This window comes from Bacillus sp. AFS017336 (genome assembly GCF_002555445.1).
In the GTDB taxonomy this organism is placed as follows: Bacteria; Bacillota; Bacilli; order Bacillales; family Bacillaceae_G; genus Gottfriedia.
This window is the reverse complement of record NZ_NUCO01000003.1, coordinates 27047-52616: the sequence shown is the minus strand read 5'-3', so window position 1 is coordinate 52616 and position 25570 is coordinate 27047. Positions and strand designations below refer to the sequence as shown.

Annotated in this window: 29 protein-coding genes and 1 other annotated feature; of the genes, 7 read left to right on the top strand and 22 right to left on the bottom strand. The window is 32.2% G+C overall.

Annotated elements, in window-relative coordinates; translation table 11 throughout:
* Nucleotides 1-91: 91 nt before the first annotated feature.
* From CN601_RS00935 to CN601_RS00905, 7 genes are read right to left on the bottom strand one after another with little or no spacing between them, the layout of a single operon-like run.
* A complete protein-coding gene (locus CN601_RS00935; RefSeq protein WP_098169697.1) occupies nucleotides 92-835 on the bottom strand; it encodes a class I SAM-dependent DNA methyltransferase in 744 nt (247 codons plus the stop codon).
* On the bottom strand, nucleotides 832-1188 hold the full coding sequence (gene rsfS / locus CN601_RS00930) for a ribosome silencing factor (protein ID WP_098120446.1): 357 nt from the start codon (nucleotides 1186-1188) through the stop codon (nucleotides 832-834). The genes CN601_RS00935 and rsfS overlap by 4 nt, the downstream gene beginning before the upstream one ends.
* Nucleotides 1181-1768, bottom strand: a complete 588-nt coding sequence (gene yqeK, locus CN601_RS00925; protein ID WP_098120445.1) for a bis(5'-nucleosyl)-tetraphosphatase (symmetrical) YqeK — start codon at nucleotides 1766-1768, stop codon at nucleotides 1181-1183. Before yqeK ends, rsfS begins: the two co-directional genes overlap by 8 nt.
* A 37-nt stretch (nucleotides 1769-1805) precedes the next feature.
* Nucleotides 1806-2096 (bottom strand): ribosome assembly RNA-binding protein YhbY, encoded by a 291-nt coding sequence (yhbY, locus tag CN601_RS00920; protein ID WP_098120444.1) that lies wholly within the window; start codon nucleotides 2094-2096, stop codon nucleotides 1806-1808.
* Nucleotides 2090-2926 carry a shikimate dehydrogenase gene (gene aroE / locus CN601_RS00915; RefSeq protein WP_098169696.1) on the bottom strand — a complete coding sequence of 279 codons (837 nt, stop codon included), beginning with the start codon at nucleotides 2924-2926 and terminating at the stop codon, nucleotides 2090-2092. Before aroE ends, yhbY begins: the two co-directional genes overlap by 7 nt.
* A 25-nt stretch (nucleotides 2927-2951) precedes the next feature.
* Complete coding sequence (yqeH, locus tag CN601_RS00910; RefSeq protein WP_098120442.1) at nucleotides 2952-4061, bottom strand: ribosome biogenesis GTPase YqeH; 1110 nt, start codon at nucleotides 4059-4061, stop codon at nucleotides 2952-2954.
* Nucleotides 4058-4579: a YqeG family HAD IIIA-type phosphatase gene (locus CN601_RS00905; RefSeq protein ID WP_098120441.1), complete on the bottom strand. Its 522-nt coding sequence runs from the start codon at nucleotides 4577-4579 to the stop codon at nucleotides 4058-4060. Before CN601_RS00905 ends, yqeH begins: the two co-directional genes overlap by 4 nt.
* 259 nt (nucleotides 4580-4838) lie before the next feature.
* Here CN601_RS00905 and sda point away from each other — a divergent pair, with 259 nt between their 5' ends.
* Nucleotides 4839-4979, top strand: a complete 141-nt coding sequence (sda, locus tag CN601_RS00900) for a sporulation histidine kinase inhibitor Sda (RefSeq protein WP_056473113.1) — start codon at nucleotides 4839-4841, stop codon at nucleotides 4977-4979.
* 139 nt (nucleotides 4980-5118) lie between these two features.
* Here the strand turns inward: sda and CN601_RS00895 are convergent, their stop codons facing one another.
* Entirely contained in the window at nucleotides 5119-5898 is a 780-nt protein-coding gene (locus tag CN601_RS00895; protein ID WP_098169695.1) for a phosphatidylserine decarboxylase, read from the bottom strand.
* 326 nt (nucleotides 5899-6224) lie between these two features.
* On the opposite strand from CN601_RS00895, the gene CN601_RS00890 reads away from it, so the two are divergent.
* The 4 genes from CN601_RS00890 (at nucleotide 6225) to crcB (CN601_RS00870) (ending at nucleotide 9226) form a co-directional block, all read left to right on the top strand.
* On the top strand, nucleotides 6225-6848 hold the full coding sequence (locus CN601_RS00890; protein WP_373604946.1) for a GTP pyrophosphokinase: 624 nt from the start codon (nucleotides 6225-6227) through the stop codon (nucleotides 6846-6848).
* An 824-nt stretch (nucleotides 6849-7672) separates the two neighbouring features.
* The gene (locus CN601_RS00880; RefSeq protein ID WP_098120437.1) at nucleotides 7673-8434 is read left to right on the top strand and encodes a CPBP family intramembrane glutamic endopeptidase; all 762 of its coding nucleotides are present in this window, start codon (nucleotides 7673-7675) and stop codon (nucleotides 8432-8434) included.
* A gap of 49 nt (nucleotides 8435-8483) precedes the next feature.
* On the top strand, nucleotides 8484-8873 hold the full coding sequence (crcB, locus tag CN601_RS00875; RefSeq protein WP_098169693.1) for a fluoride efflux transporter CrcB: 390 nt from the start codon (nucleotides 8484-8486) through the stop codon (nucleotides 8871-8873).
* Nucleotides 8870-9226, top strand: a complete 357-nt coding sequence (gene crcB / locus CN601_RS00870; protein WP_257131569.1) for a fluoride efflux transporter CrcB — start codon at nucleotides 8870-8872, stop codon at nucleotides 9224-9226. The genes crcB (CN601_RS00875) and crcB (CN601_RS00870) overlap by 4 nt, the downstream gene beginning before the upstream one ends.
* Before the next feature lie 44 nt (nucleotides 9227-9270).
* Here the strand turns inward: crcB (CN601_RS00870) and CN601_RS00865 are convergent, their stop codons facing one another.
* Nucleotides 9271-9723, bottom strand: a complete 453-nt coding sequence (locus CN601_RS00865) for an SRPBCC domain-containing protein (protein ID WP_098169692.1) — start codon at nucleotides 9721-9723, stop codon at nucleotides 9271-9273.
* A gap of 180 nt (nucleotides 9724-9903) precedes the next feature.
* Between CN601_RS00865 and CN601_RS00860 the strand changes: the two genes are divergently transcribed.
* Nucleotides 9904-10452, top strand: a complete 549-nt coding sequence (locus CN601_RS00860; RefSeq protein ID WP_098169691.1) for a GNAT family N-acetyltransferase — start codon at nucleotides 9904-9906, stop codon at nucleotides 10450-10452.
* Nucleotides 10453-10505: 53 nt separating this feature from the next.
* On the opposite strand, the gene CN601_RS00855 is transcribed toward CN601_RS00860, so the two are convergent.
* The 3 genes from CN601_RS00855 to CN601_RS00845 form a co-directional block, all read right to left on the bottom strand.
* Nucleotides 10506-11738, bottom strand: coding sequence for an aminopeptidase (locus CN601_RS00855; RefSeq protein ID WP_098120432.1), 1233 nt, complete (start codon nucleotides 11736-11738; stop codon nucleotides 10506-10508).
* A 193-nt stretch (nucleotides 11739-11931) separates the two neighbouring features.
* Entirely contained in the window at nucleotides 11932-13032 is a 1101-nt protein-coding gene (locus tag CN601_RS00850) for a prephenate dehydrogenase (RefSeq protein ID WP_098120431.1), read from the bottom strand.
* Between the two features lie 32 nt (nucleotides 13033-13064).
* Nucleotides 13065-14147 carry a bifunctional 3-deoxy-7-phosphoheptulonate synthase/chorismate mutase gene (locus CN601_RS00845; RefSeq protein ID WP_098120430.1) on the bottom strand — a complete coding sequence of 361 codons (1083 nt, stop codon included), beginning with the start codon at nucleotides 14145-14147 and terminating at the stop codon, nucleotides 13065-13067.
* 96 nt (nucleotides 14148-14243) lie between these two features.
* Nucleotides 14244-14472 (bottom strand) — a binding site (T-box leader).
* A 258-nt stretch (nucleotides 14473-14730) separates the two neighbouring features.
* Here CN601_RS00845 and sigK point away from each other — a divergent pair.
* A complete protein-coding gene (gene sigK, locus CN601_RS00840) occupies nucleotides 14731-15450 on the top strand; it encodes an RNA polymerase sporulation sigma factor SigK (protein WP_098120429.1) in 720 nt (239 codons plus the stop codon).
* Between the two features lie 73 nt (nucleotides 15451-15523).
* On the opposite strand, the gene CN601_RS00835 is transcribed toward sigK, so the two are convergent.
* From CN601_RS00835 to CN601_RS00785, 10 genes are all read right to left on the bottom strand, one after another.
* The gene (locus tag CN601_RS00835) at nucleotides 15524-15757 is read right to left on the bottom strand and encodes a YrhC family protein (RefSeq protein WP_098169690.1); all 234 of its coding nucleotides are present in this window, start codon (nucleotides 15755-15757) and stop codon (nucleotides 15524-15526) included.
* 223 nt (nucleotides 15758-15980) lie between these two features.
* Nucleotides 15981-16634 carry a TetR/AcrR family transcriptional regulator gene (locus tag CN601_RS00825; protein WP_098169688.1) on the bottom strand — a complete coding sequence of 218 codons (654 nt, stop codon included), beginning with the start codon at nucleotides 16632-16634 and terminating at the stop codon, nucleotides 15981-15983.
* A 3-nt stretch (nucleotides 16635-16637) separates the two neighbouring features.
* Nucleotides 16638-17654: an ABC transporter permease gene (locus tag CN601_RS00820; protein ID WP_098169687.1), complete on the bottom strand. Its 1017-nt coding sequence runs from the start codon at nucleotides 17652-17654 to the stop codon at nucleotides 16638-16640.
* Nucleotides 17651-18370: an ABC transporter ATP-binding protein gene (locus tag CN601_RS00815; RefSeq protein WP_142317283.1), complete on the bottom strand. Its 720-nt coding sequence runs from the start codon at nucleotides 18368-18370 to the stop codon at nucleotides 17651-17653. The genes CN601_RS00820 and CN601_RS00815 overlap by 4 nt, the downstream gene beginning before the upstream one ends.
* Before the next feature lie 1283 nt (nucleotides 18371-19653).
* Nucleotides 19654-20346 carry a 5'-methylthioadenosine/S-adenosylhomocysteine nucleosidase gene (gene mtnN / locus CN601_RS00810; RefSeq protein WP_098169686.1) on the bottom strand — a complete coding sequence of 231 codons (693 nt, stop codon included), beginning with the start codon at nucleotides 20344-20346 and terminating at the stop codon, nucleotides 19654-19656.
* An 84-nt stretch (nucleotides 20347-20430) separates the two neighbouring features.
* Nucleotides 20431-21027, bottom strand: a complete 597-nt coding sequence (locus CN601_RS00805) for a YrrS family protein (protein ID WP_098169685.1) — start codon at nucleotides 21025-21027, stop codon at nucleotides 20431-20433.
* A gap of 65 nt (nucleotides 21028-21092) precedes the next feature.
* Nucleotides 21093-22853 (bottom strand): peptidoglycan D,D-transpeptidase FtsI family protein, encoded by a 1761-nt coding sequence (locus CN601_RS00800; protein WP_179865381.1) that lies wholly within the window; start codon nucleotides 22851-22853, stop codon nucleotides 21093-21095.
* 72 nt (nucleotides 22854-22925) lie between these two features.
* Entirely contained in the window at nucleotides 22926-23402 is a 477-nt protein-coding gene (gene greA, locus CN601_RS00795; protein WP_098121801.1) for a transcription elongation factor GreA, read from the bottom strand.
* Nucleotides 23403-23611: 209 nt separating this feature from the next.
* Nucleotides 23612-24247, bottom strand: a complete 636-nt coding sequence (gene udk / locus CN601_RS00790) for a uridine kinase (RefSeq protein WP_098121802.1) — start codon at nucleotides 24245-24247, stop codon at nucleotides 23612-23614.
* A 20-nt stretch (nucleotides 24248-24267) separates the two neighbouring features.
* The gene (locus CN601_RS00785) at nucleotides 24268-25545 is read right to left on the bottom strand and encodes a peptidase U32 family protein (RefSeq protein WP_098121803.1); all 1278 of its coding nucleotides are present in this window, start codon (nucleotides 25543-25545) and stop codon (nucleotides 24268-24270) included.
* Nucleotides 25546-25570: the final 25 nt, after the last annotated feature.

Sequence of the window (25570 nt, the reverse complement as noted above, 5' to 3'; positions counted from 1 at the left end):
TTCAATTGCACACAAAAATACAAAATTAAATTTTATAAGGTTAATAAAGCAAAAAACCCTTTAAGAAAAAGAGTTTTCTTATAAGGGTTTTTTATTTTTTCATTGCTATAAAAAAGATTCGCTCAGACATTTCTTCTACCGACTCATCAAAATCAGCAATGATTTCTTTTATTTCAAATCCATTTTCATTCAACCATGTTTTATACGTATTGATTGGATATGTTCGTTGATTGTGATATTCCTCAAAACGTTCATATAGATCACGATGTTCATCTTTCATAAAAAAAACTAAATCATGTTCAACACTTAAAGGTTGTTCGCCTTGTGTACAAGACCAAACTAAGCTTAACTCTGCATCATCAATAAAAAATGTCTCTTCAGCAAATATTTCTTCGATTTTATAAGACGAATGTACATCAAATAAAAACAAACCATTTTCTTTTAAACTTTCATGTACATTACGAAATGTTTGTTTTACTTGAACTTCCGTTTCTAAATAATTAAGTGAATCACAGAAAATCGTTACACAATCTAACTCATTAAATCCTTCTAGTTCAACCATATTTTGTTGAAAAAAAGGTATATTTACTTTTTCCTGTTCGGCTTTTGCCATCGCAACACTTAACATTTCCTCAGATAAATCAACCCCACTAACTGAATAGTTCAATTTTGATAAAAGAATCGGTAAAGTTCCTGTACCACACCCAATATCTAAAATTTCAGGTTGATTTACATCATACTTTTGAAACACATTTTTTAAGAATTCGACCCATCTTTCATAAGGGACATCATTCATTAATTGATCATACAAGTACGCGAAGCGATTGTATGTCATGAAAGAATTTCTCCGTATACATCAAGAGATGGTGCATCTCCCCAAAGCTTTTCTAAGTTATAATAATTTCTTTCGTCACGATGGAAAATATGAACAACAACATCACCGATATCGACTAAAACCCAACGAGCTTCGTCAAATCCTTCAAGACGTTTTACATCTTTACCATGTTGATATGCTTGATCTTTTACTTCTCTAGCAATTGCTTGAACTTGCTTATCTGAATTACCTTGGCAAATAATGAAATAATCTGCAATTGAAGAGATTCCCTTCATATCTAATACAACTAAATCTTCAGCTTTCTTGTCGTCTGCTGCTTTTACTGCTAAGATCATTAATTCTTTTTCATTCATTTTTTTGTTCCCCCTGGCTTTGAACTTGCTTTAAAATTGAGTTATATGTTTTAACCGTTAATGGGTAGACTGTTTGTTCTTTATTGATCAAAAATGTAATCGTATTTTTTAATGCGAATAATAAAGCTCGGTCCAAATTTTGTTCGGCTAATTCACGAGCTTCTTCCACACCAGGAAAGTTACGATTAGGTTCAATATAGTCTGCTACATATATTATTTTATCTAATAAATTCATCTCTTTATGACCACTTGTATGGTATTTGATTGCTCGTAAAATTTCTTTATCATCAATTCCATATTCATGTTTTGTAAGAAATGCACCAACAGGAGCATGCCAAAGTTCTTTATTATACTTTAAAAGCTTTAGTGAAAGTTCATTTTCTTCCATAATTGCTTTTAACTCTTTAATCGGCATGCATTTTGCGACATCATGGAAAATTGCAGCTAACTCTGCTTTTTTTACATCCGCACCATATTTTTCGGCAAGTCTAACTGCAGTTTCCATCACACCAATAGTATGTGTAAAACGCCCGTTCGTTAGTTTTTCTTTTACATATGAAAGTGCTTTTTGTTTATCCATTAATCCGCTTCTCCTCTAATTAACGGTATTTAACTTATTAAGGTAATACGATTGTTTTATTTTCTTCTGACTCTTTATATAAAACAACAGTATGTCCAATTACTTGTACTAGTTCAGCATCTGTACCTTCAACTAGTTGATCTGCTATTTCATAACGGTCCTCATCACAGTTTTGAAGTATACTTACTTTTAAAAGCTCTCTTACTTCAAGTGCTTCTGAAATTTGCTTAACCATATTTTCATTAACTCCACCTTTACCTACTTGAAAAATAGGGTTTAAGTGATGAGCTTTTGAGCGTAAAAATCTTTTTTGTTTACCTGTTAACATTTTGTTCCTCCAAGTTTTCTTTCTAATAATGAATAAGCATCAATTGTATTAGGAAAAATTCCTGTCCACTCTTGAAATGCTAATGCTCCTTGATAAATAAACATCGGTAATCCATTTTGTATAGCTACATTTCTTTCTTCAGCTTCTTTTAAGAATACTGTTTTAAACGGGCTATAAATTAGATCCGATACAATTGCATTTGGTGATAAATTAGTTAGTGCTAAAGGAGTGCTATTTTCGTTTGGCTTCATTCCAACCGAAGTCGTTTGAATAATTAGCGAAAATCTTCCTAGTTGTTCTTCAGCCTCTTGAATTGAAATAATATTAACTTCATTCATCAACTTACCATCTAAGAGCTCTTTTGCTTTTTCTACCGTTCGGTTTGTAACGGTAATACGCTTAACTCCTAAGTGTAGTAGGCTATAAAGAATTGCTCTAGCAGCACCGCCTGCACCAATAATTAAAATAGTTTCTTCTTCAATCGGTTTTTCCAAAACATAAGATAGACCTCTAATATATCCAATACCATCAGTATTTTTACCCAATAATTTTCCATCTTTATTGATAACCGTATTAACAGCTCCAATTGCTTTTGCTAATGGATCAATTTCATCTAAATACTGCATTACTTCTACTTTAAGTGGTGCTGTTACATTAAATCCTTTAACAGTTGAACGAAACTCTGTCATAACTGATTTTAATTCTGTTATCCCAACTTCTTTTGCAGAATAGTGACCTGAAATATGATTAGAGAGAAACCATTCATTATGCATAGTTGGTGACATTGAATGACCAATCGGCTGACCGATTACATAGTATTGGTCTTTCATTTCTCTTTAGCCCCCAAAATTATTCTTATATAATAGAATTACGAAGTGTTACAGCTACACCTTTTGGTACATAAGCAACTATTTTAGCACCTGGGTCATTCACTGTAATCCATCCTAATCCTGAATAAACTATATCAGTTTTAGCATCTTTTATCATAAATTCATGCCTTACTAATTTAGGTAACTCATTAATTTGTTCTCCATATGGTGGAACTAATAATTCACCAGCTTGTCTTTCATATAATTCATCTGCATTTTCTTGTTTTGTACGATGAATTGATAATTCGTTTGAGAAATGACATGTAAAAGAACGTCTTCCACCTTCTAAATAATCAAAGCGAGCTAATCCACCAAAGAATAATGTTTGACCTTCATTTAATTGATAAACCATCGGCTTAATTTCTTTTTTAGGTGTAATGATTTTTAAACCTTTTTTATCAACAAAATGAGCCATTTGATGATGATTAATGATTCCAGGAGTATCGATTAAATCACTATGTTCATCAAGTGGGATTTGAATTAGGTCAAGTGTTGTACCCGGAAAGTGAGATGTTGTAATGATATTACTACTCTCTTCACTATAACGTTTAATCATAGTATTTATAAATGTTGATTTTCCAACATTTGTACAACCTACTACATATACATCCTTGCCTTCACGATACTTCTCAATACTTTCTGCTAATTCATCAATACCAGTGCCTTTAACTGCACTAACTAAATGAACACCTACTGGCACTAGCCCCCAGCGTTTTGCAGTTCCACTCATCCATTGAGTAAGTTTATTTTTCTTAACTGATTTTGGAATTAAATCTGCTTTATTTCCAACTAATAAAATTTTATTGTTACCAACAAATCGATTGATCCCATTTAACCAACTACCAGAAAAATCAAATACATCAACTACTTTTATGACTAGACAGTCTTTTGTACCAATTCCATTTAAAATACGAATAAAGTCAGAATCAGTTAACTCCACATCTTGAATCTCATTATAGTTTTTTAAACGGAAACAACGTTGACAAATAATTTCCTCTTTTTCTAATGAAGATGGAGGTGCATATCCAAGCTTTTCTTTATCCTCAGTTTGAATTTCAACTCCACAACCAATACATCTTATTTCTGTATGACTCACTTTTTATCCTCCCACTGTAGCAATCCTTGCTTTCTTAATGAAGAAAGAATTCTACGCTCTACCATTCGATTAAATCTTGTCCAAATACCATCCGTACTCGCAACCGGAACTACTAAAATCGTGTGAATCCCTTGACGATTACCACCAAATACGTCCGTAAGTAATTGATCACCAATCATTACAACTTCAGTCGGTTTTAAATTCATTTGTTTATAAGCCTTCTTATATGAAGTAGCCAGTGGCTTGCGTGCTCGATGAATAAATGGAATGCCTAGAGGGTCGCAAAATTTCCCAACACGTTCAGCATTGTTATTTGATACAACTGTAATTTTAATCCCAGCATCATCCATACCTTTAAACCATTTTGTTAATTCAGGGGTTGCTAGTGGTCTATGCCATTCTACTAACGTATTATCTAGATCCGTAATGATCCCCTTTATTCCTAAGCCTTTTAGATGCTCAGGCGTAATTGCATAAACATTATTAACAGTTTCACTCGGTAAAAATTTATTAAACATTATTACACCTCGATATATTCTATAAATCGTTCGACAAATAACTACAACCATTTAAACTGTGGATAAATCTATACACATTATCCTTAGTCCTATAACATACTTTTTCAGAAAATATAAACAATTTACCCACAAGTTATCCACTTATTTCTGTGGATAAACGAACGGTTGTTCTCTTTTTAAAAATTTGATACATTAAGTTTACAAAGAAATTAAAAAAATTCTAATCACTCGGAGGTGAACGCCCAACCGGGCAAAAAATATGTACAAATTAAATGATGAGTTGTTACTTGAGTCATACAAAAAAGCTCTTGGTTTGCAGCTAGATCCGGCCTTCATTTATTTAATTGAAAAAGAAATTAAACGAAGAGGACTAGATTTCTATATAAAAAAAACATCTTAATCATTTTTATTATTTTCAATATACGCAAATAATACAAGTGAAATTAAAATACAAGTACTCTTTACAATAACAGAAAAAGAACCATCTTTCTATACGATGGCTCTCATTTCGTGAAAAAAAGTGCATACTTTTATTATTTTTAATATAATTTACCAAGATTTTGACCAACTCTTATCGCATGTCCAGACTGTAGTTTCTCATTCGGTGTAAAACTATTTGCTTCAAAAAGTAAAACAACCGTAGATCCAAAAGAAAAATAACCTACCTCTTCACCTTTTTTTAATTGTTTTTCTTTTTTAGTTACGACGATTGTATTAACAAACATCGCACCAACTTTAATCATCGCAATATGTTTATTATTATCATTGCATAATACTTCTGAAACAATGCGATAATTTTTTGAAAGTGGATCTTTACCATACGTTAAACCTGCTTTATTAACAGGATAAGATTTAGAACCTAATTCAAATTGAGAAACAACTTCGCCTTCAATCGGACTATGCATACGATGATAATGGCTAGGACTTAAATACAACACCATATAATAACCCTCATCATACTTATCTGCCATTTCCTTTGAACCTAACATATCAATAATGCTATATGTTTTTCCTTTAACGACAAATTTAATATCCATTTCAATTTTCCCACATGACTCTAACACACCATCTACTGGACAAGCTAATTCACTTACACCAGCATGAATCGGTCTAGCATTTTGCTTTAATTCCCTAGTAAACAATGCATGTAATGAAGAAAAAGAAGTTTCTTTACTCTCATCCATATTTAAATTAAACGCTTTAATATACGGCTTAATAAATAGCTTACTCAATCTAGAAGTAGAAAACCTACGCAAAAGACCTGAAGTAAAACGATTATTGGTCAATTCAATAAACAAACGATAAAAACTCTGTTTCATCTATGTACCCCTAACTCAAAATATATATATAATTTATAACACATTATATCAAAACTAACAAAACCCAAAATAAAGCCCACAGTAGTTTATTTTATCTTTAATCTAGCACTAATTTAATGAATTTAAACTCAAGATTGAAGCTTTTGAATCGAATATTTTAAACTAATCTATTCATTGCACCTACTATACCCTAAACCCATGATCTTGTACTATTGTCTCCCTGCACTTCCTATACTCTATGTCTTGAACTAATCTTCTTGTTACAAATAATTCACACTAAGTTCACATTGGACTGATAGAATACTTACGTAATATACATTAGGAGGTTGCCTATCTTGAAAGAACTAAGCTTAGGTGAATGGACTAACACACTTTTAATATATAAATTTGCGTTAGATGAAATCAATACTAAAATTAAAATATTAAATGAAGAATTTACTTTAACTCATAATCATAATCCAATTGAACACGTAAAGTCTCGATTAAAAAAACCTGAAAGTATAATGGAAAAGCTTGAGCGTAAGGGATTAGAATTAACAAACGATAATCTAGAAAAATATATAAATGATATAGCTGGGGTTCGTATTAGTTGTTCATTTATTAGTGATATTTATATGATCTATGAACTTTTAAAGCAGCAAGATGACATTTATATAATAGAAGTAAAAGATTATATTAAAAATCCTAAATCAAATGGATATAAAAGTTTTCATATGATTATTGAAATCCCAATTTTCCTTGCATCTGAAACAAAAAGGGTAAAAGTAGAGATTCAAATTAGAACTGTTGCGATGGACTTTTGGGCAAGCCTTGAACATAAGATTTTTTATAAATACAATAAAAAGGTTCCAAAAGAAATAATAGATAGTTTGAATGAAGCTTCTGCAACCGTAAATTCATTAGACTTTAAAATGGAGAGGATTAGGGATCAAGTTGAGCAATTGAATTGAATCGAGCAGGATTAAAGAAAACAAGGTATATCAGTATACCTTGTTTTCTTCATGTTTTTATCAGTACTTTTCGATAGCAACTAGCAAAAACCAATCATTTTATAAATAAAATGGAGAACATAAATACAATTAGAAAATAGCAAAATAAATATGATGATAAGAACAATACTTGTGCAAAAATAAACTTAAAAATATTGTTCGTAAAGCGATCTGATCGCAAAAAATTTATGCATCCAAAGATTAAAATAATTAGAAAGAAAATAAGTATACTATCTGATACAAAAAAGCTTTTGAAGTAATAAATCCCTGTGTAATTAGAAATGACCTCAGCAACTCTATCTAAGTTCAAATCTATTGCTTTTGATTCGAATACTTGCTCCCATTCTTTTTCTTGTAAGTATGTAATGTAATAACTTGATAGTAGGGTTAAAGTTAATCCGATGGTTAAAATTGTTAAAAATTTCGACTTGTAGTACCGTAAACATTCTTGAATTATCATTAGTCAACCTCCGTATCGATTAAATTTCACACAAAAAATAAAAAGCCCTGTGATTACAAAAAGATTAACATAATTTAACAATCATCAAACAAAATGAAAGTTACAATAATTAGGACATTCTGTGTACTTTTGTACATCATTAAAGTTCTCTTTTCTATCACAAGTTAAATTGAATCTTAAATGGTTTGAAAATAATTAGTTTTATTTAATTTAATTTTGGTTCTTTCAGCTTTAAATTTAAGATAAAATAGGATATGTTAGTATAAATATAAAATAGATTGTTAGAAAGTTTGAGATCATAGATCAAAAAATTGGAGGAGCCGATTTGGATAATGAATTAAACTATAAAACACTCATACCAGAAAATATACCGAATGAACGTAAGTCTGCCATTAAAACACTTGTCTTCTATTTTTTAATATTTATAGTTGGTTTGAACTTACTTCTAGTGATTGCAACGATATGGGGTGCGATTTTTGTTAAAACCGCGCATATTAGTCTAACTAGAGAACAATTTTTAAATCTTTTAAATACTGTTTCGATTTATGCGGATTCAATCTTTGGTGTCCTCAGTTTATTTTGGCTATATTATTATACGAAGAAAAAAGGTCTTCTAACTTTAAGACGAATAAACATTACTGTAGTTGATATTGTAATTGTTTTAGGCGCATATGTGGTTCTTATTGTTTCTTCACAACTTCTTGATGTAATTTTCCAACATTTCAATTATTCGATAGCAACTCCAGATAATCAAAAAGAAGTTGAAGGCTTGCTGCTTACCAATCCAGCCCTTATGATTATTTCTGCTGTAATATTAGCACCGATTAAAGAAGAATGGATTACACGAAAATTAATCATTGGTTCTATTTTTAAACATTCTCCGATTATTGGATTGATTGTAAGTTCATTTGGATTTGGTTTATTGCATATGCTTGCTGGTTTTTCTATCTATGCATTACTGTCGTACTCTTTAGCTGGGTTAATTTTTGGTATTATTTATATCAAAACAAAAAAAATTGAGGTTACGATTTTTGCCCACTTTTTGAATAATTTAGTTTCGATTATTCTTTTTTATGCTACAAACTAATAAAAACGCTCCTAGTGAGCGTTTTTATCATGTATTAATGAGGTGATTTATGAACTATTTACTTATATTTGTTGGAGGTTTTTTTGGAGCAATTCTACGATACTTATTTGGGACAGCAATTCATCCACTGACTAATGGTTTTCCAATTCATACATTTTTAATCAATATAATTGGATGCTTCTTTTTAGGATTTTTCTTACCTATGGCTAAAGTTAATCTAAAACCTGAATACACTTTATTAATTGGTACAGGTTTTACTGGAGCCTTTACAACATTTTCAACCTTTTCACTTGAAAATGTGATTCTAATTGATGAAAAAAAGATACTAGTAAGTTTTGCCTATATACTACTAAGTTTAGTAATTGGAATAAGTTTGTCATATCTTGGTGTGAAAACGGCTGAGAAATTCAATAAAGCAAAAGGAGTAACCTCATCATGATCATTATTGGAATAGGTGGGGGAATTGGAGCAATTTGTCGTTATGCTCTTGGTAACTATGTTAATAAAAAGCATACAACAATTTTTCCTTTTGGCACCTTCGTTATAAACATACTCGGGTCATTTATTTTAGGTTTAACTAATCATCTTTATCTAGATCAGTCCATCTCTACAACTATGTGGTTGTTTATTGGTGTAGGAATATTAGGGGGTTTTACTACCTTTTCCACATTTGGCTATGAAGCCATTCAATTAATCCTCTCAAAAAAATTCAAAACCGCTTTATCCTACATCATTTTATCTACAATTATTAGTATTTTTTGTGCATATATTGGTTTTCATCTATTCCGATAAACTAAAAACCTCTGACAAAATCTCAGAGGTTTTTAGTTTTATATTTACCAGCCAAAATCTAATGTTTTACCTGATTCTGCATATGTTTTTACATTACTTAATATCATCGGCCAACTAGATTTTGTACTTTCATATGAAGGGTGATTTTCTGGCCATTGATCGTTAACTAATGTTAGCTTTGTACACTCTCCCACTTCTTCAAGTGTAAGGGTAATTTTTGTTTCTAATTCAGCATGATTTTCACGGTAAACTGGACCAGGATGTTCTGTATAACTCATCATTTTGTAAGGTTCAAATGCTAATATTTTTCCATAAACATGTACTGTTTGATCCCCATCTTCACCTGGTCCAATATATTCATATTTCGCACCAACTTCAAATGTTGACTTCAATATACAACCGAAAAAAATTGCCTTAGTTCCTTCTGGTGTTACAAATATCTTCCAAACTTCCTCTGGTTTAGCACCAATATAAAACTCATACTTTAGATCTTCCATTTTTTCATCCTCCATTTTGTTTATGTTTAGGTGATGAATTTTGATTCTAGATGACCCTTCCATTATATACCAAAAATGATTCAACTTATAAATTCATTTGTTTTCATAAATTTATATATTAAAATTAAATCATATGAAAATAGTTAATACTAAAAATCGATTTTAATGAGGAGTGACAAGATGAATTTAACTTATGAAGTAATTGACGAAGATCAAATTGAATTATGTAGAGATTTATGTAATGAATTAATGACTTTTCAAAAGGCAAAAGCGACGATCAAACAAGAGTTGTTTGATCATATGAATTTTGATACACGAATGGTTCCTTCAGTAAAAAAAGCCATACATAATTATATTGTTATCGTAAAAGATGAAGACATAGTCGTTGGTTATGTTTATTCAAATATTTCTCCAAAAGAGGCATATTCAAATGAATTTGCAACATTTTTTGATCTTTCCTCAGTTCATAAAAAGAATGTTGGTTGTTTGTCTCAATTTTACATAAAAGAAGAATATCGAAAATATGGCGTTGGTTCTACACTATTCAAAATGTCTATGAAGTGGCTGAAACAGTTTGATGATGTAGAGGATTATTTTATTTTTGTTTCTAATGGAAATGAGGACGCGCTTGAATTTTATAAACGTAAAGGATTTTCAGTTAGTCATACAATTTTAAATGGTTTTATTACCGTATTAAGAAGTAATGAAGTGTTCAAAGAATTTGCGTAATAATGTAAAAAAGGTATCTCAAAATAATGAGATACCCTCTTTTTTATGTTCTATTAAAATGCCCAGTTACCATTTCTCATAATTGGTTCAACTGATCCATCTTCTTTAATTCCATCGATGTTTAATTCTGGAGAACCGATCATGAAATCAACGTGAGTTAAACTTTGGTTGATTCCTAATTTTTCTTGTTCTTCAGAAGGTAATTTTTCTCCATCCTTCATATTGTTTGGATATGCTTTACCTAATGCTAAGTGGCAAGAAGCATTTTCATCATATAATGTGTTGAAGAAAATTAAACCTGTATTAGAGATTGGTGAATCATGTGGTACTAATGCAACTTCACCTAAACGGCGAGCACCTTCATCAGTATCTAATAAGTGTTGTAAAGTATCATAGCCTTTTTCAGCTGTGAAATCGACAACTTTACCATCTTTAAATGTTAAAGAGAAGTTCTCGATTAAATTTCCACCGTAATTTAATGGTAAAGTTGCTTGAACTGTACCGTTTACACCGTGGCTATGTGGCATAGAGAAAACTTCTTCAGTTGGAATATTTGGATTGAACCATTTACCATCTTCACTGTTTGCTCCGCCACCTTTCCATACATGATTATCTACTAAGTCTAGCTTCAAATCAGTACCAGGTGCAGTATAGTGTAACGTTTTATAACGCTTGTCATTTAATTGAACAACTTTTTCTTGTAAGAAATCGTTATGTTTAACCCAAGCTTCTACTGGATTTTCATTGTCAACTCGGCAAATTTTGAAAACTGAGTCCCATAGTAATTCCATAGCTTTGTCAATTTGCTCATTTGGATATACTTTTTCAGCCCATTCCACACATGGAATCGCTACGATTGACCAACGAATTCGGTCAGCCATCATGTATTCACGATAATTATGTAATGCTTGACTAGCAGTTTTATTAAAAGTAGCAATACGTTTAGGATCGATTCCTTTTAATAATTCAGGATTTGGTGAAATTACTGATAATACAGCACCACCATTTTCAGCTAATTCTTCCATTGCTGTTACTTTCCAGCCTGGGAATTCTGAAAACACTTCGTCTGGTGCTAATTCGTATTTTGTACGAGTAATTACATCATCGTTCCAATCGATATTTACATTTTTTGCTCCAGCTTCGTAAGCGTATTTTACAACTTTACGAACGAATTCTGCAGCTCCGATTGGTGCATTTATTTGTAGTGTTTGTCCTTCTACGATATTAACTCCACTTTTTACAGCAAGTTCAGCATATTTTTCTAATGATTTTTCAAACTGAGACATTGATATCCCTCCATGTTTAACTTTTTAATAACCTAACCTACTAAATTATAATATAAAGTTCAGAAAATTGGTACATAAAAGAGACTGACTATTCATTTTTATTTGAAATGTCAGAGGCTTTAACAAATAGGAACAAAACTATATCAAGTAACCGAACTTTTCAATCAAAAAAAGCACTATTAAAAGTGCTTTCTTATGAAACAATATACGTCTCATATCCATTTACATTTAAGAAGTTTTCTGCTTTCTCTCTGTCATTTTCAGTTTGAAGACTTATTCGAAGTACACCTGGTAAGCCTTCGCGTGATTCAATAATTCTCAGATTAGTAATACTTACTTGATGAATAGATAGGATTGTTGTTATATTAGCAAGCTCACCAACACGGTCTAAGACGTCAACATATAAATCAAAATAACTTGGAATGGCACCATTTGCTTTTACTGGCATATTGTCACGATAATCTTTTGAGTCCTTAAAATATTGAAAGATTTCATCTTTATTCTGATTATCTACAAGCTGATACATTTGCTTCATATCATCTATCCAGTTGGAAATTAGAGAAAGCAATATATCTTTATTTTGAATTACAATATCAGTCCACATTTTAGGACTACTTGATGCGATTCTTGTAATGTCTCTAAATCCACCTGCAGCAAGAGAGGTTACTAAGGGCTCGTCTTTTGAGTAGTTCTTAACTTGTTTTACAAGATTAGAAGCAATTAGATGTGGAAAGTGACTTACCACTCCAGTAATTTGATCATGTGTCGCTTCATCAATCACAATAAAATGTGAGCCTGTTCCTTTAAGCCATTCTTTTAATTCATCAATTTGACCATCCACAGTATTTTCACTCGGTGTCAAAATATAATATGCATTTTCGAATAAATGAACTTTCGCACTCTCAACACCAGTTTTGTGTGAACCCGCCATCGGATGACCACCAATGAAACAATATCCTTTGTCTGTAAGTGTCCTAGAGTGCTTCATAATTTCACTTTTCGTACTACCTACATCTGTTAATATGACATCATTCTTTAGTTCATATTCACTTAACATATGTATATATTTTATTGACTCCTCAACAGGACAAGAAAAGATAATTAGATGAGCCTTCTCGGCACAGGTTTTAAGCTGTACCGAGGTTTCATCTAAAACTTGAATTTTTTTTCCTATTTCAAGTTGTTTTTCGTTTATATCATAGCCAATGATATTTACATCATGAACTTTTTTTATTGCCAAGGCAATTGAGCCTCCAATTAAACCAGTGCCAATTAAAAGGACGTTCTTTTTCAAGGCTCTCACCGCCTATCTTTCATTAAGTTTAATTACCCTTGAAGCTTTGAACGGAAGTCTTTTAACTCAAACATGAACTCTTCAAATTGCGGAATATTCATTTGTTGAGCTGAATCTGATAAAGCAACTGCTGGGTCTGGATGTACTTCAGCCATTACTGCATCCGCTCCAATTGCAAGAGCTGCTTTTGCAGTTGGTAATAGTAAGTCTTTACGACCTGTAGAATGAGTAACATCGACAACAACTGGTAAATGTGTTTCTTTCTTAAGAATAGGTACAGCTGAGATATCTAATGTATTTCTTGTAGCTTTCTCATAAGTACGAATTCCTCTTTCACAAAGAATAATTTGGTCATTTCCTTGAGAAATAATGTATTCTGCAGCATTAATAAATTCTTCAATTGTAGCTGAAAGTCCACGTTTTAATAAAACTGGTTTATTTACTTGACCAACTGTTTTCAGTAAATCAAAGTTTTGCATGTTACGTGCACCGATTTGAATTACGTCAACATATTCTAATGATCTTTCAACATCATTTGGATTTAGTATTTCACTAATAACGGCTAAATCAAACTCATTTGCCACTTCTCTTAAAATTTGAAGACCTTCGTATCCAAGTCCTTGGAAATCGTATGGAGAAGTTCTAGGTTTAAATGCACCGCCTCGCATCATTGTTAAACCTTGTTGTTTCATTGCTTGTGCAACTGCACGTACTTGCTCATAGCTTTCAACTGCACATGGTCCCATAATAAACGATTGAGATCCGTCACCAAGAACGATATCATTTTTCACTGTGACAATTGTATTTTCAGGCTTTTTCTTTCTAGATACTAAAAGAGCTTTTCTGTGATCATCCTCTTGTAACTCTAAACTTGCTTGGAAAATTGTTTTAAAAATATGTTGTAATGTTGAAGTTTCAAATGGCCCTTCATTCACATTTGCAATCATATCTAAAACTTCTCGCTCACGAACTGGATCGAAACGCTTAATACCATGTTTAATCTTTTGTTTACCTATCTCTTGAACAACTGCCCCACGCTCGTTTAATAATTCCACGATTTTTAAATTAATTTCATCAACCTTATCACGTAATTGCACTAATTCATTTGTACTCATTTCTTGTTCCTCCTCAAATTTTATAATTCTATTCCAATACCACTTCTTTGAAGTAAGTATGTAAAATTGAAAACAAAAAGTCCCTACTGAATAAACAGTAGGGACGAATTATTTAATCGCGGTACCACCCTAGTTGTGAACAAAAATTCTGCTCACCACCTTCATTTTGTTAACGATCAAATAATGACCGTTTCTAATTTCGTATAACGAAATAGAAATTGCTCCAAGAATGTAATTCACCATAGCCTATGTACTGACTCGCAGCCTTCGTCAGCTCTCTTAAACAGGGAAGCTATGCTTACTGTGCTCTTTTCAACGCAATATATTTAATTGTCAAAAGATTCATTAAAAAAGTTATTAATGAGGATTATAAAGCACTTTTAAATATGCTGTCAATGCATATTTTTTTTAGAATATGTAACGATTTTTAAAAAGATACATCATTACTGAATTGGTAGCGCTTACTATTTTCAACATTTTTTTTATACTCACTACATTTTTTTTATGGTACAGACACAATGAATTTGTACAATACATAAACATATAAATAACAACTTACCTTACCTTCCTTAGGAGTGATCATATGCCTGGTTTATTTACAGCTTTAAGTCTGTTCTTAAAAGAAGTGTTTGTGTTTGTTTCGTATGTAAAAAATAATGCCTTCCCTCAGCCTCTTTCTTCAGCAGAAGAAACGCTCTATTTAAATCGTATGGCAAACGGTGATGGCGAAGCACGAAATTTATTGATTGAACATAATTTAAGGCTTGTTGCTCACATCGTCAAAAAATTTGAAAACACTGGTGAAGATGCTGAAGATTTAATTTCAATCGGGACTATTGGCTTAATTAAAGCAATCGAAAGCTTTGTCCAAGGAAAAGGAACGAAATTAGCAACATATGCTGCTAGATGTATTGAAAACGAGATACTTATGCATTTACGTGCGCTAAAGAAAACAAAAAAAGATGTCTCCCTTCATGACCCGATTGGGCAAGACAAAGAAGGAAACGAAATCTCACTTTTAGACATTTTAAAAACGGAAACAGAAGATGTAGTTGATCAAATTCAACTGAATATGGAACTTGAAAAAATCAAACAATACATTAAAATTCTTGACGATCGTGAAAAAGATGTCATTATTCAACGATTTGGTATTGATATGGATAAAGAATTAACTCAACGCGAAATTGCAAAGAAATTAGGCATTTCAAGAAGCTATGTTTCAAGAATTGAAAAACGTGCCTTAATGAAAATGTACCATGAGTTTTTAAGGGCTGAAAAAGAAAAGAAAAAGGATAAAAAATAAACCACTGATGATGAGTTCCGACTCCAATTGTTAGTCAAATCTAACGATTGGAGTCAATTCATTTTCAGTGGTTTTATGCTTGTTCTTCTTTTTGAAGTTTTCGTTTAAAATAATTTGATGTAAGGAAAAAGCCTAATGCAAAAATCAACATTGCAAAAACGACACTCTCAATTGTTAATATTTTTGTTTGAGTTAATCCGTCCTTTGGAAGAAGAGTCCCGAAATAGAAAAAAGTAGCCAATGCTGTAGTTATTGCACCGAATGTTTTAAAATCATTTACCTTTGCCTGTAGATTTTTAATATTCACGTCTCTGCACCTTCCCTTCTCTTCTTTGACTTATTAACTTTAACATATTTTATACACGAAAAGAGAAGGTAATTAAAGGCAAGAAATGCAGGTATTAGGAAGAAAAAGTAGGCTGTATTCCCTACTTTCATAAGTACTCTATTATTAAAAAAAGGGACGCTACCAGTCAGTTTTCCTGACTTTTTAGCTATCCCTTTCACAAAAAGCACCTAGTCTTTTTTAACTATTCTTTAGCATCTAACCCTGCCTTAATAAACTCGATTGTGCGTTGTGTCTCTTGCTCTTCATTCCAAAACGGAATATTTTCAAGCACGATTGACGATACAACAAGGCCTATAACAGATGAAATAATCAATCTTAGTACAGTTGGAATCGGTATGTCTTTTATTTGTCCTTTATCAATAAACGATTGTAAAACAAGCGCAATTTTAGGATACATTTTCTCTTTAAAAAGTTTTTTTAATTCTTCTTGCATATCATCTTGAAATGGCATTTCTTGTATGATTATTTTTATTACAGACTTGTTTTTTTTCACAAATTCCATTCGATTTTTAATTAGTGCATGTAAAAAATCTTCAAATGTTTTGTGTTCTAAATGAAACACTGCTTTAGAAAAACGATCCATTTCAAAAGGAGCAATTGTTTTTACTAAAGTGGGCTTTATGATACTTTTTAATAATTCTTTTTTAGTTTTGAAATAACGAAAAATTGTACCTTCAGCAACATTTGCTTTTTTTGCTATTTCATTTGTTGATGTACTAACAAAGCCTTTTTCAGCAAAGATTTCGATTGCTGCTTCAAGAATTTTTATTTCTTTTTCATTCATTTGCTGTAATTTTTCTTCTGGTAAAAACTCTTCTAATTTAATTGGAAACACTCCTTAAATCGAACGCTGTTTCTTTAAAGCAATTATGTTTAAAGAAATAAACAGTATCGAAAATCCTAGTAAAATTAATAGCTGGAAGCCAACATCTACAAGGGACTGACCTTTAATCATAATTCCTCTTAGTGCTTCTGCTCCATATGTCAGTGGTAAAATGCCTCCAATAACTTTAAACCAATTTGGTAAGAACGCTGTTGAGAAAATACCTGAAAATAGTATTTGAGGAACAGCAATCACTGGAATAAATTGCACAACTTGAAATTCATTATTAGCATATGCAGATAATAACATTCCGAGTGTTAATGCAGTCATAGATAGTAAGATATTAACTACACAAACTTCCCATGCGCTTCCTACATTATACATATCCAATACTGTGATTGAAAAGATTGTGATAATAATTGATTGGATAAGAGCAAAAAATCCAAATCCTAGAATATAACCTACTACAATTTCCCATCTTTTTACAGGTGTAACTAATAAACGTTCTAGAGTTGTCGTTAATCTTTCTCGCACAAATGAAATACCTGATAAGATAAAAACAAATAAAAACGAGAAGAATCCAATAAAAATAGGTCCAATCGAATCAAACGATTCCATATTTTTACTACCGTAAATTGGATCCATTACAATTTTAAGATTAGATGGTGTGATTTCCTTCACTGCTGATTGAATCGCATCCATAACTGCAGTAGTTCTTGCTTTATCAGTCCCTTCAATCTGTACCACTATTTCTCCTGACTTAAATAAGACAGCACCATCAAGCTTCATATTTTTCAATTTATCTTTAATGTCTGAAGGATTAACATTTTTTACTTTCGCATAGTCTTTCATTACATGTTCAAATGCTGGCGGGGGATCTACAAGAGCTAATGTAGGCTTTGTATCATCCTGCTTTAAGATATAAGAAAATAAAAATAATAACACAATAGGTGCTACGAAAATCATTGCAAGAGATCTTCTATCTTTTAAAAATTGTTTTATTATTCGTTTTGAAATAGCAAAGATTCTCATGAACTCACCTCATTATTAAAATATAGGTCTTCAATCTTGCCAGTTCTTGATTTCGAGATTAAATTTACAGTCGTGTCTAATGCGATTAGTTCACCTTCTCTAATTAATCCAATACGCTCGCATTTTTCAGCTTCTTCCATGATATGAGTTGTAATAATGATCGTAGTGCCTTGCTTTTTCATGTCAAAAAACTGATTCCAGATTTGCTTTCTTAGTACAGGATCAATTCCAACTGTTGGCTCATCCAGAATTAGTAATGTAGGTTTATGCAGGATTGAAATCGCTAGTGAAAGTCGCTTTTTCATCCCCCCAGAGTATTGATTAACTTGTTTGCTTAATGCATCCTCTAAACCAACAATTTCAGCTACTTCCTGAATTCTCGCCTTTAGTTCTTTACCTTTCAAATTATATAGCGCTCCAAAGAAACTTAAATTATCAGCACCAGTTAAATCACTATACAATGCGTCAGATTGACCCATGTATCCTATCGACGGCAGGACGGAGAAATCAGGCATCTGTTTGTTATAAACAAGTACCTCTCCTTTTGAACTTTTATCAATTCCAGCAATCAATTTAATTAAAGTTGTTTTTCCAGATCCTGATGGGCCTAATACTCCAAAAATCTCCCCTTCTTGAATAGCCATTGAAATATTTTTTAGCACAGCTCTTTTTCCAAATAAACGATCGACCTGTTGGATTTGTACAACATTGTTCATCCTAATCCTCCGTTCAAATATATTTACCTTCATATTTTTCACAATGAGTGAGTACTCACTCCACAAATTCATCTTAAATCATTCTTTATTACGAGTCAATAAAAAGTGAGTACTCACTCATTATATTTGGATAAAAAAAGAAAGATGCCTATAAAGACATCCTTCCCTAACGTCATGAATGTATCACGCGATAGTAAAATACTGTGAATATGAAAATTACTTTCTCAAGCAAGGCTCATGAGTAAGTAAAAATGCTAATATATGAAAAATTGTTACTCATAGAGGGCTCATGAGTAAGTAAACTGGCAAAAATCTGTAAAACTGTTACTCATAAAGCGTTCATGAGTAAGTAAACTGGCAAAAATCTGTAAAACTGTTACATATAAAGGGTTCATGAGTAAGTAAACTGGCAAAAATCTGTAAAACTGTTACTCATAAAGCGTTCATGAGTAAGTAAACAGGCAGAAATCTGTAAAATTGTTACTCATAGAGTGTTCATGAGTAAGTAAACAGGCAGAAATACGAAAAATTGTTACTCATAAAGCGTTCATGAGTAAGTAAACAACCAGAAATCTGTAAAATTGTTACTCATAGAGTGTTCATGAGTAAGTAAACAGGCAGAAATACGAAAAATTGTTACTCATGGAGTGTTCATGAGTAAGTAAAATGCAAAAATATGAAAAACAGAATGCTCATATCAAGCCGTAGTGAAGTCTACTACAACCAACTTTACCAAGAATCGTCATGTTGAAATATATAATAGTCAATAATTAAAGTGTTATTAGGCGAACTATTTGATGTTAGATTTGTAAACTTTTGATGATGTTATTTACTTGTTTTAATAGTTAATTTGTAAGTGCAATACCAATAAACTTAGTCATGGATCTTTTTCAGCATAAAAAATATTGATATGTTAATTGTTTGAAGAAGAAATTCCATTACTAGTTTATAAATAGACGATTTGCCGATATTAGCAATATAATCGAGTGTTTAATTTCTATTTTTCTCTAAGTAAAGGTAATCAATAAGGTTTTTGCTTTTTTATTTTGAGGAAGTTGATTGGAACGGAGGGGTTCTCGACTCCTATGGGAGATGCGGGAAGCCTGAGACCCCGCAGGCTTCCCGAGGAGGCTCAGGTCTCGCCCCATGGAAAGCGAGAATCCTGTAGTGGAAATCAACTACATACAACTTCCTTTACGTTGAAAAATATTACGCCTTAATTGACAAACTCATTTTTCAACAAAAAAAGAAAGATGCCTATAAAGACATCCTTCCTAACAGAATTATAAAGCTTTAATCATTTCCTCAACCATTAATGTTGAATTTACTGCTGCAGTATGAATGAATTGATCAAATGAAATATCTGATTCTTTACCCGCAATATCTGATAATGCACGCGTTACAACAAACGGTACTTTAAAGGCATAACAAACTTGAGCTATTGCAGCTGCTTCCATTTCTACAGCATGAAGGTCACCAAATTTTCCTTTTACGTACTCAACTCTAACAGGATCGTTCATAAATGAGTCACCAGTTACGATTAGTCCTTCAACAACTTGAATTCCACTAATCTTTTCAGCACATTTTTTAGCAATAGACCTTAATTTTTCATCTGATGGGAATGCTGCTGGCATACCTGGAACTTGACCGTATTCATAATTAAATGCAGTTACGTCTACGTCATGATGACGCACTTCTGTTGAGATAACAACGTCACCAACATTTAAGTCAGTATGAAGTCCACCAGCAGAACCTGTATTAATTACAACGTCTGGCTGATATTTTTCTAAAAGAATTGCAGTTGCCATTGCTGCATTAACTTTACCGATTCCAGACTTTAATAAAATTACTTGTTTACCTTCATATGTACCAATATTATATTCTGAACCTGCAATTTCTTCTTTTTTCAGGTTATCTAATTTATCACGTAATACATGTACTTCTTCTTCCATTGCTCCAATAATAGCTATTTTCATTCTTTTATTCCCTACTTTCTATCAAACTTTAATCATTTTAACATATACAGACATACCTTTCATCTTTCAGAATGAAACCCGTATTTAATACTTTAAAGCCTTTACTTCCTGGACTAGTATCGGGAGCCATCCTTCTTTTTCAACCCAGTGTAAGTAAACGACATATTTATAGCTTAAGTCATTTGTGGCTATATATACTTTTATACTTTGAAGATCGTATCCTTTACCGAGATGCCACACGGAGAAATCTTCTTTTGTTAAAGAAGTGGCTTTTGAAACTGCTTCTTCCATTTCGTAGAAGTCTTGAGATTTATAACTATACCGAACTATATGCGGTTCAATTTGCTTCGTTATATTAGGCTTCCATTCTTTCACAGTCGACTCGATTATATTTTCATCATTTACTGAATCTCGAATAATCTCATTTACTTTTTCGCGATATTTGGCTTGATAAGGATTCGGTATATCCGTCATTTGCTTTGGTTCTTGGACTGATGTAGTTAGCTCAGCTTTTGCAGTTTTAGGTTCCATTTTTTCTTGCTTAATGATTGGTAGCGCAATTTTTATCCCTAAATAGATAATTCCAAAAAGAAGTGGAATAAGTAGTAAACGGTAAAAATAATCCCCTCTTCGTACACGTCTTAACTTTTGGACCCTTCTGTTTGTTTCAATCGAAGACATTTACAAAATCCTCCAAAAACAACTAATTTTCCCTATTTTATCATAGAGTTAATTAAGAAAAAAAGTTATTTAGTGTGGCTTTTATCAAAGTTATAAATAGATTTTACTAAATTTGTAACAGTATCAGACGTAGATGTGACTTCGTTAGAAACATTTAAACTAACTACTGCAAATGCATATCTTGGTTTGTCATATGGGAAATATCCTGCGAACCATTTGTTTTGTTCGACTATTTTACCATCGACTACTTTCGTTTCCGCAGTACCACTTTTACCAGCTAATGTATACGGTAAACTAGCATATCTACTTCCAGTTCCTTTAGCATCCGTTACTACTCCTCTTAATAGCTCTCTTAATTTTTCCATTGAATCTGGAGCTAAATAATCATCTGCCAATGTTTGATCTGGGAATTTAAACATTTCCGTACCATTTTTATATAAAACGGAATCTACAACTTTTACTTGTTTTGGACTTCCACCACGCGCTATTGTCGCCATCATATTGGCTACTGCAAGAGGTGAAACTTTCACATCCTGCTGTCCAATGGATGAATTTAAGAGTTTATCACTTAAATTGTTTCCTACAAAATAAGTTGGTTTTCCCTCATTTTGAAATTGACTAAAACTAGCCTCGTGATAAACCGAACCTGTCCAACCTACGGGACCATCTAAACCTAGCTTTTTAGCATAAGTTTGAAACATATCTTTATTTTTTAAAGTTAATTGCTTTCCTAATTGTCCAAAAGTGTAATTACAACTTTCATAGAAGCTTTGTTGGAAGTTTAAATTACCTTTTCGTTTTTTCTCTTCGTCTTCGTATTTACCAACTAGATTATTATTACAATTAAACATTTGATTATCTTTCACAATTCCTTGATCAATTGCAGCAGCCGCTACTACTGTTTTAAAAACAGATCCAGGAGTGCTAGCTAATAATGCATAATTTGTTGCTGTATTGTCATTTTGAGAAAATAAATTTTGGAAATCCATAGTAGGTCTACTTACCATAGCTAATAATTTGTTTGTCTTCACGTCAATTAGTACCGCTGCACCTTTTTTAAGTTTAGCTTGGTCAACTGTTTGTTCTAGCATTTGCTGTAAATTTTTATCCAGTGTTGTAGAAAGGGAAACTGGATAAAAGGGATTACTTGGCTTGGCATACTTTACTTCATTTCCGAACATTGGTTTACCTAAATTGTCTACATGAAGCATTAGATTAGATGTGCCATCAGATTTTAGGAAATCTTCAAACTGAGCTTCTAACCCAATTACTCCAAATTCCTTAGGTTTATAATCTCGATCACTCTCATACTGCTTTTCATATTGTTCTTTATTTTCTCTTGCAATTCCTATTAAATGCTCTGCTAACTGTTTATCGTCTTTATCTTGTGACAGCATTGAAATTAAACCAGAAACATGTAAATTATTGATTTCGTCAATTTCTTCAGATGTTAATGTCTTCTTAATCCCATCCAGTGTAAAAGGTTCTTTTTTATCATTAAACTGTTTTTTTATATTTGTAACCGATACTCCTGTGATTTGAGATAATTTTTCAATCGGCCAATTAATAGTTTTTAAAAAGGGAAATAATATAACTTTTGGGGTATAGGCTGCGCTTAATAGTTTTCCATTACGGTCCAGTATTTTTCCACGACCATTATCAATTCGAAATTGAAAAGTCCTTTGAGCAACGCTTCGTTCAATTAAGTTTACCTTCTGTGGCCCAAAATCCTTTTGATTAAGTACACCTATATCTAAACATCTGTATAGGATTAAAGAAAATAATAACGTAAATATAATTAAAATGGCTTTTATCCGTCTATGCATAAAAAAACACCTCATCTACAGTGTAGACGGGGTGTTCTCTTTTCAAACTATTAAATTGTTAAACAAATCAAATTATTTAACAGCAGTAATTCTCACTTGCATATCTCCACCTGGAGTACTAACAGTTACTTCTTCACCAACTGTTTTACCTAATAGGCTTCTAGCAATTGGTGAATCGTTTGAAATTTTACCTTCAAATGGGTCAGCCTCAGCACTACCTACGATTGTGTAAGTTTCTTCGTCACCAGCTGGTAATTCTAAGAAAGTTACAGATTTACCTAAAGTTACTGTATCTGATGCTTCGTTGCTTTCAGTAATAATTTCAGCATTACGAATCATATTTTCTAAAGTTGTAATACGCCCCTCAACAAATGCTTGCTCATCTTTTGCAGCATCGTATTCAGAGTTCTCAGAAAGGTCACCGAAACTACGAGCGATTTTAATACGCTCTACTACTTCAGCACGCTTTACTGTTTTTAAGTTTTCTAATTCTTGTTCTAATTTTTGCTTCCCAGCTAAAGTCATAGGGAATTTTTTTTCGTTAGCCATTTTTGTACACTCCTTTTAGTATCCACCGTTTCTTTATGTAGAACTTCTAAATATATGTTTATACAATGGTTGTACAAACAGTGTATGAGAATAATTAATGAAACATTCAAGTTTTGAAAACGCATTCTTTTATATAGAAAGATGAAGAAGTTTATGCTTCTCCATCTTTCCAAAATTATTTTTAGGAATTATTCTCTCATATGAAGGTATTATAATACACTTACTCTTTCAAGTATAGTCTGAATTTTTGTAGCCATTAAATCAATAGCCACAAAGTTCTGACCGCCTTCGGGTATAATAATGTCGGCGAATTTTTTTGATGGTTCACAGAATTGATTATGCATAGGTCGTACAACATTTACATATTGATCTACTACAGAATCAACTGTTCTTCCACGTTCTTTTATATCTCGTTGTATTCTACGAAGGATTCGTAAGTCAGCATCCGTATCTACGAATATTTTTATATCCATTAAGTCACGTAAACGCTCGTCTTCTAATACTAGAATACCTTCTAAAATGATAACTTCTTTTGGCTCTACAGGGATTGTTTCTGAAGATCTTGTATGAATTGTATAGTCATATACAGGTTTCTCAATTGCTTTATATTGCAATAATTCTTTGATATGCTCAATAAACAAATCATTATCAAATGCTAATGGATGGTCATAATTTGTTTTTAATCTTTCTTCCATTGGCAAATGAGTTTGGTCTCTATAATAAGAATCTTGCTGTATCATTAAAATTGAATGACCTTTAAATTGATCATAGATTGCTTTTGTTACAGAAGTTTTACCAGAGCCAGTCCCTCCGGCAATTCCAATTACAATGGGCTTATTCCCCATACTTCAATCCCTCTTTCTTATCAAACTAACTTTTTTCTCATCATGTTGTAAGGATATACTTTTTGATCTACTTTAATTTTTATAATTTCTAATGGATGTCTTGCAGCATCTACTTCTGTACCTTCTTCATTCACAATTACACCAACTGTTTGTTTGAAGTTTTCGATTTCTGGACCAAAGAATTCAATTTGATCACCTGGTTTAAAGTAGTTACGTTGTTGGATTGTTGCGATTCCTGTTTGCTCATCATAGTCTAATACAAGACCTGCAAAATCATACGTTGTTTTTTTGCTATGATTTCCATACATTTGTTCTTTCATTCCTGGGAACCCTTCAAAGAATGAAGAAGCAGTGTCACGATTAGCACATTTATCTAGTTCTTCAACCCACTCTTCTTTGAATTCAAAGTTATCAGGGTCAGCACAATATGCATCAATTATTTTACGGTAAACAGATACAACTGTTGCCACATAATGAATTGATTTCATACGACCTTCAATTTTTAAACTATCTACACCAATTTCAATAAACTTAGGAATTGAACGTAATAAATTTAAATCTTTAGGGCTCATTGCAAATGGAGAATCTTCTTCAGCAAATAAAGCATTTTCCATTGAATCTGGGTTCTGAGACTCAGTTTGAACTAAATCATAGTCCCAACGACAAGATTGACAGCATCCACCACGGTTTGAATCACGTGCAGTCATATGATTACTTAAAGTACAACGACCAGAGTACGCAATACACATTGCTCCATGAATAAATGTTTCGATTTCAACGTCAACTTTTTCTTTAATCTCTTTAATTTCCTCATAGCTTGTCTCACGTGCTAATACTAATCTGTGTAAACCTTCTTCTTTCCAGTATTGTGCAGCACGATAGTTTGATAAAGATTGTTGTGTACTTAAATGTACTTCTAGTTTAGGAGCAGCCTCTTTACATGTTTCAATAATATAAGGGTCAGCTACGATAATACCTGTAACTCCTGCTGCTTCAATTCCTTGCAAATACTCAACTAATCCGTCCATGTTTTCGTTATGAGCAAAAATATTTGTTGTTACATAAATTTTCGCATTAAATTTATTTGCAAATTCTACCCCTTCAGCCATATCTTCTAAAGAGAAGTTATCTGCATTCGAACGTAAACCAAATTCTCTACCACCAATAAATACAGCATCAGCGCCATATCTTACTGCAATTTTTAATTTCTCTAAATTACCAGCTGGTGCTAATAGCTCAGGTTTTTTCACGATCACACGTTTGCCATCAACTATTTTATCTAATTGTCCAATTGCCATCATTTATCCTCCTCTTTAATACAGG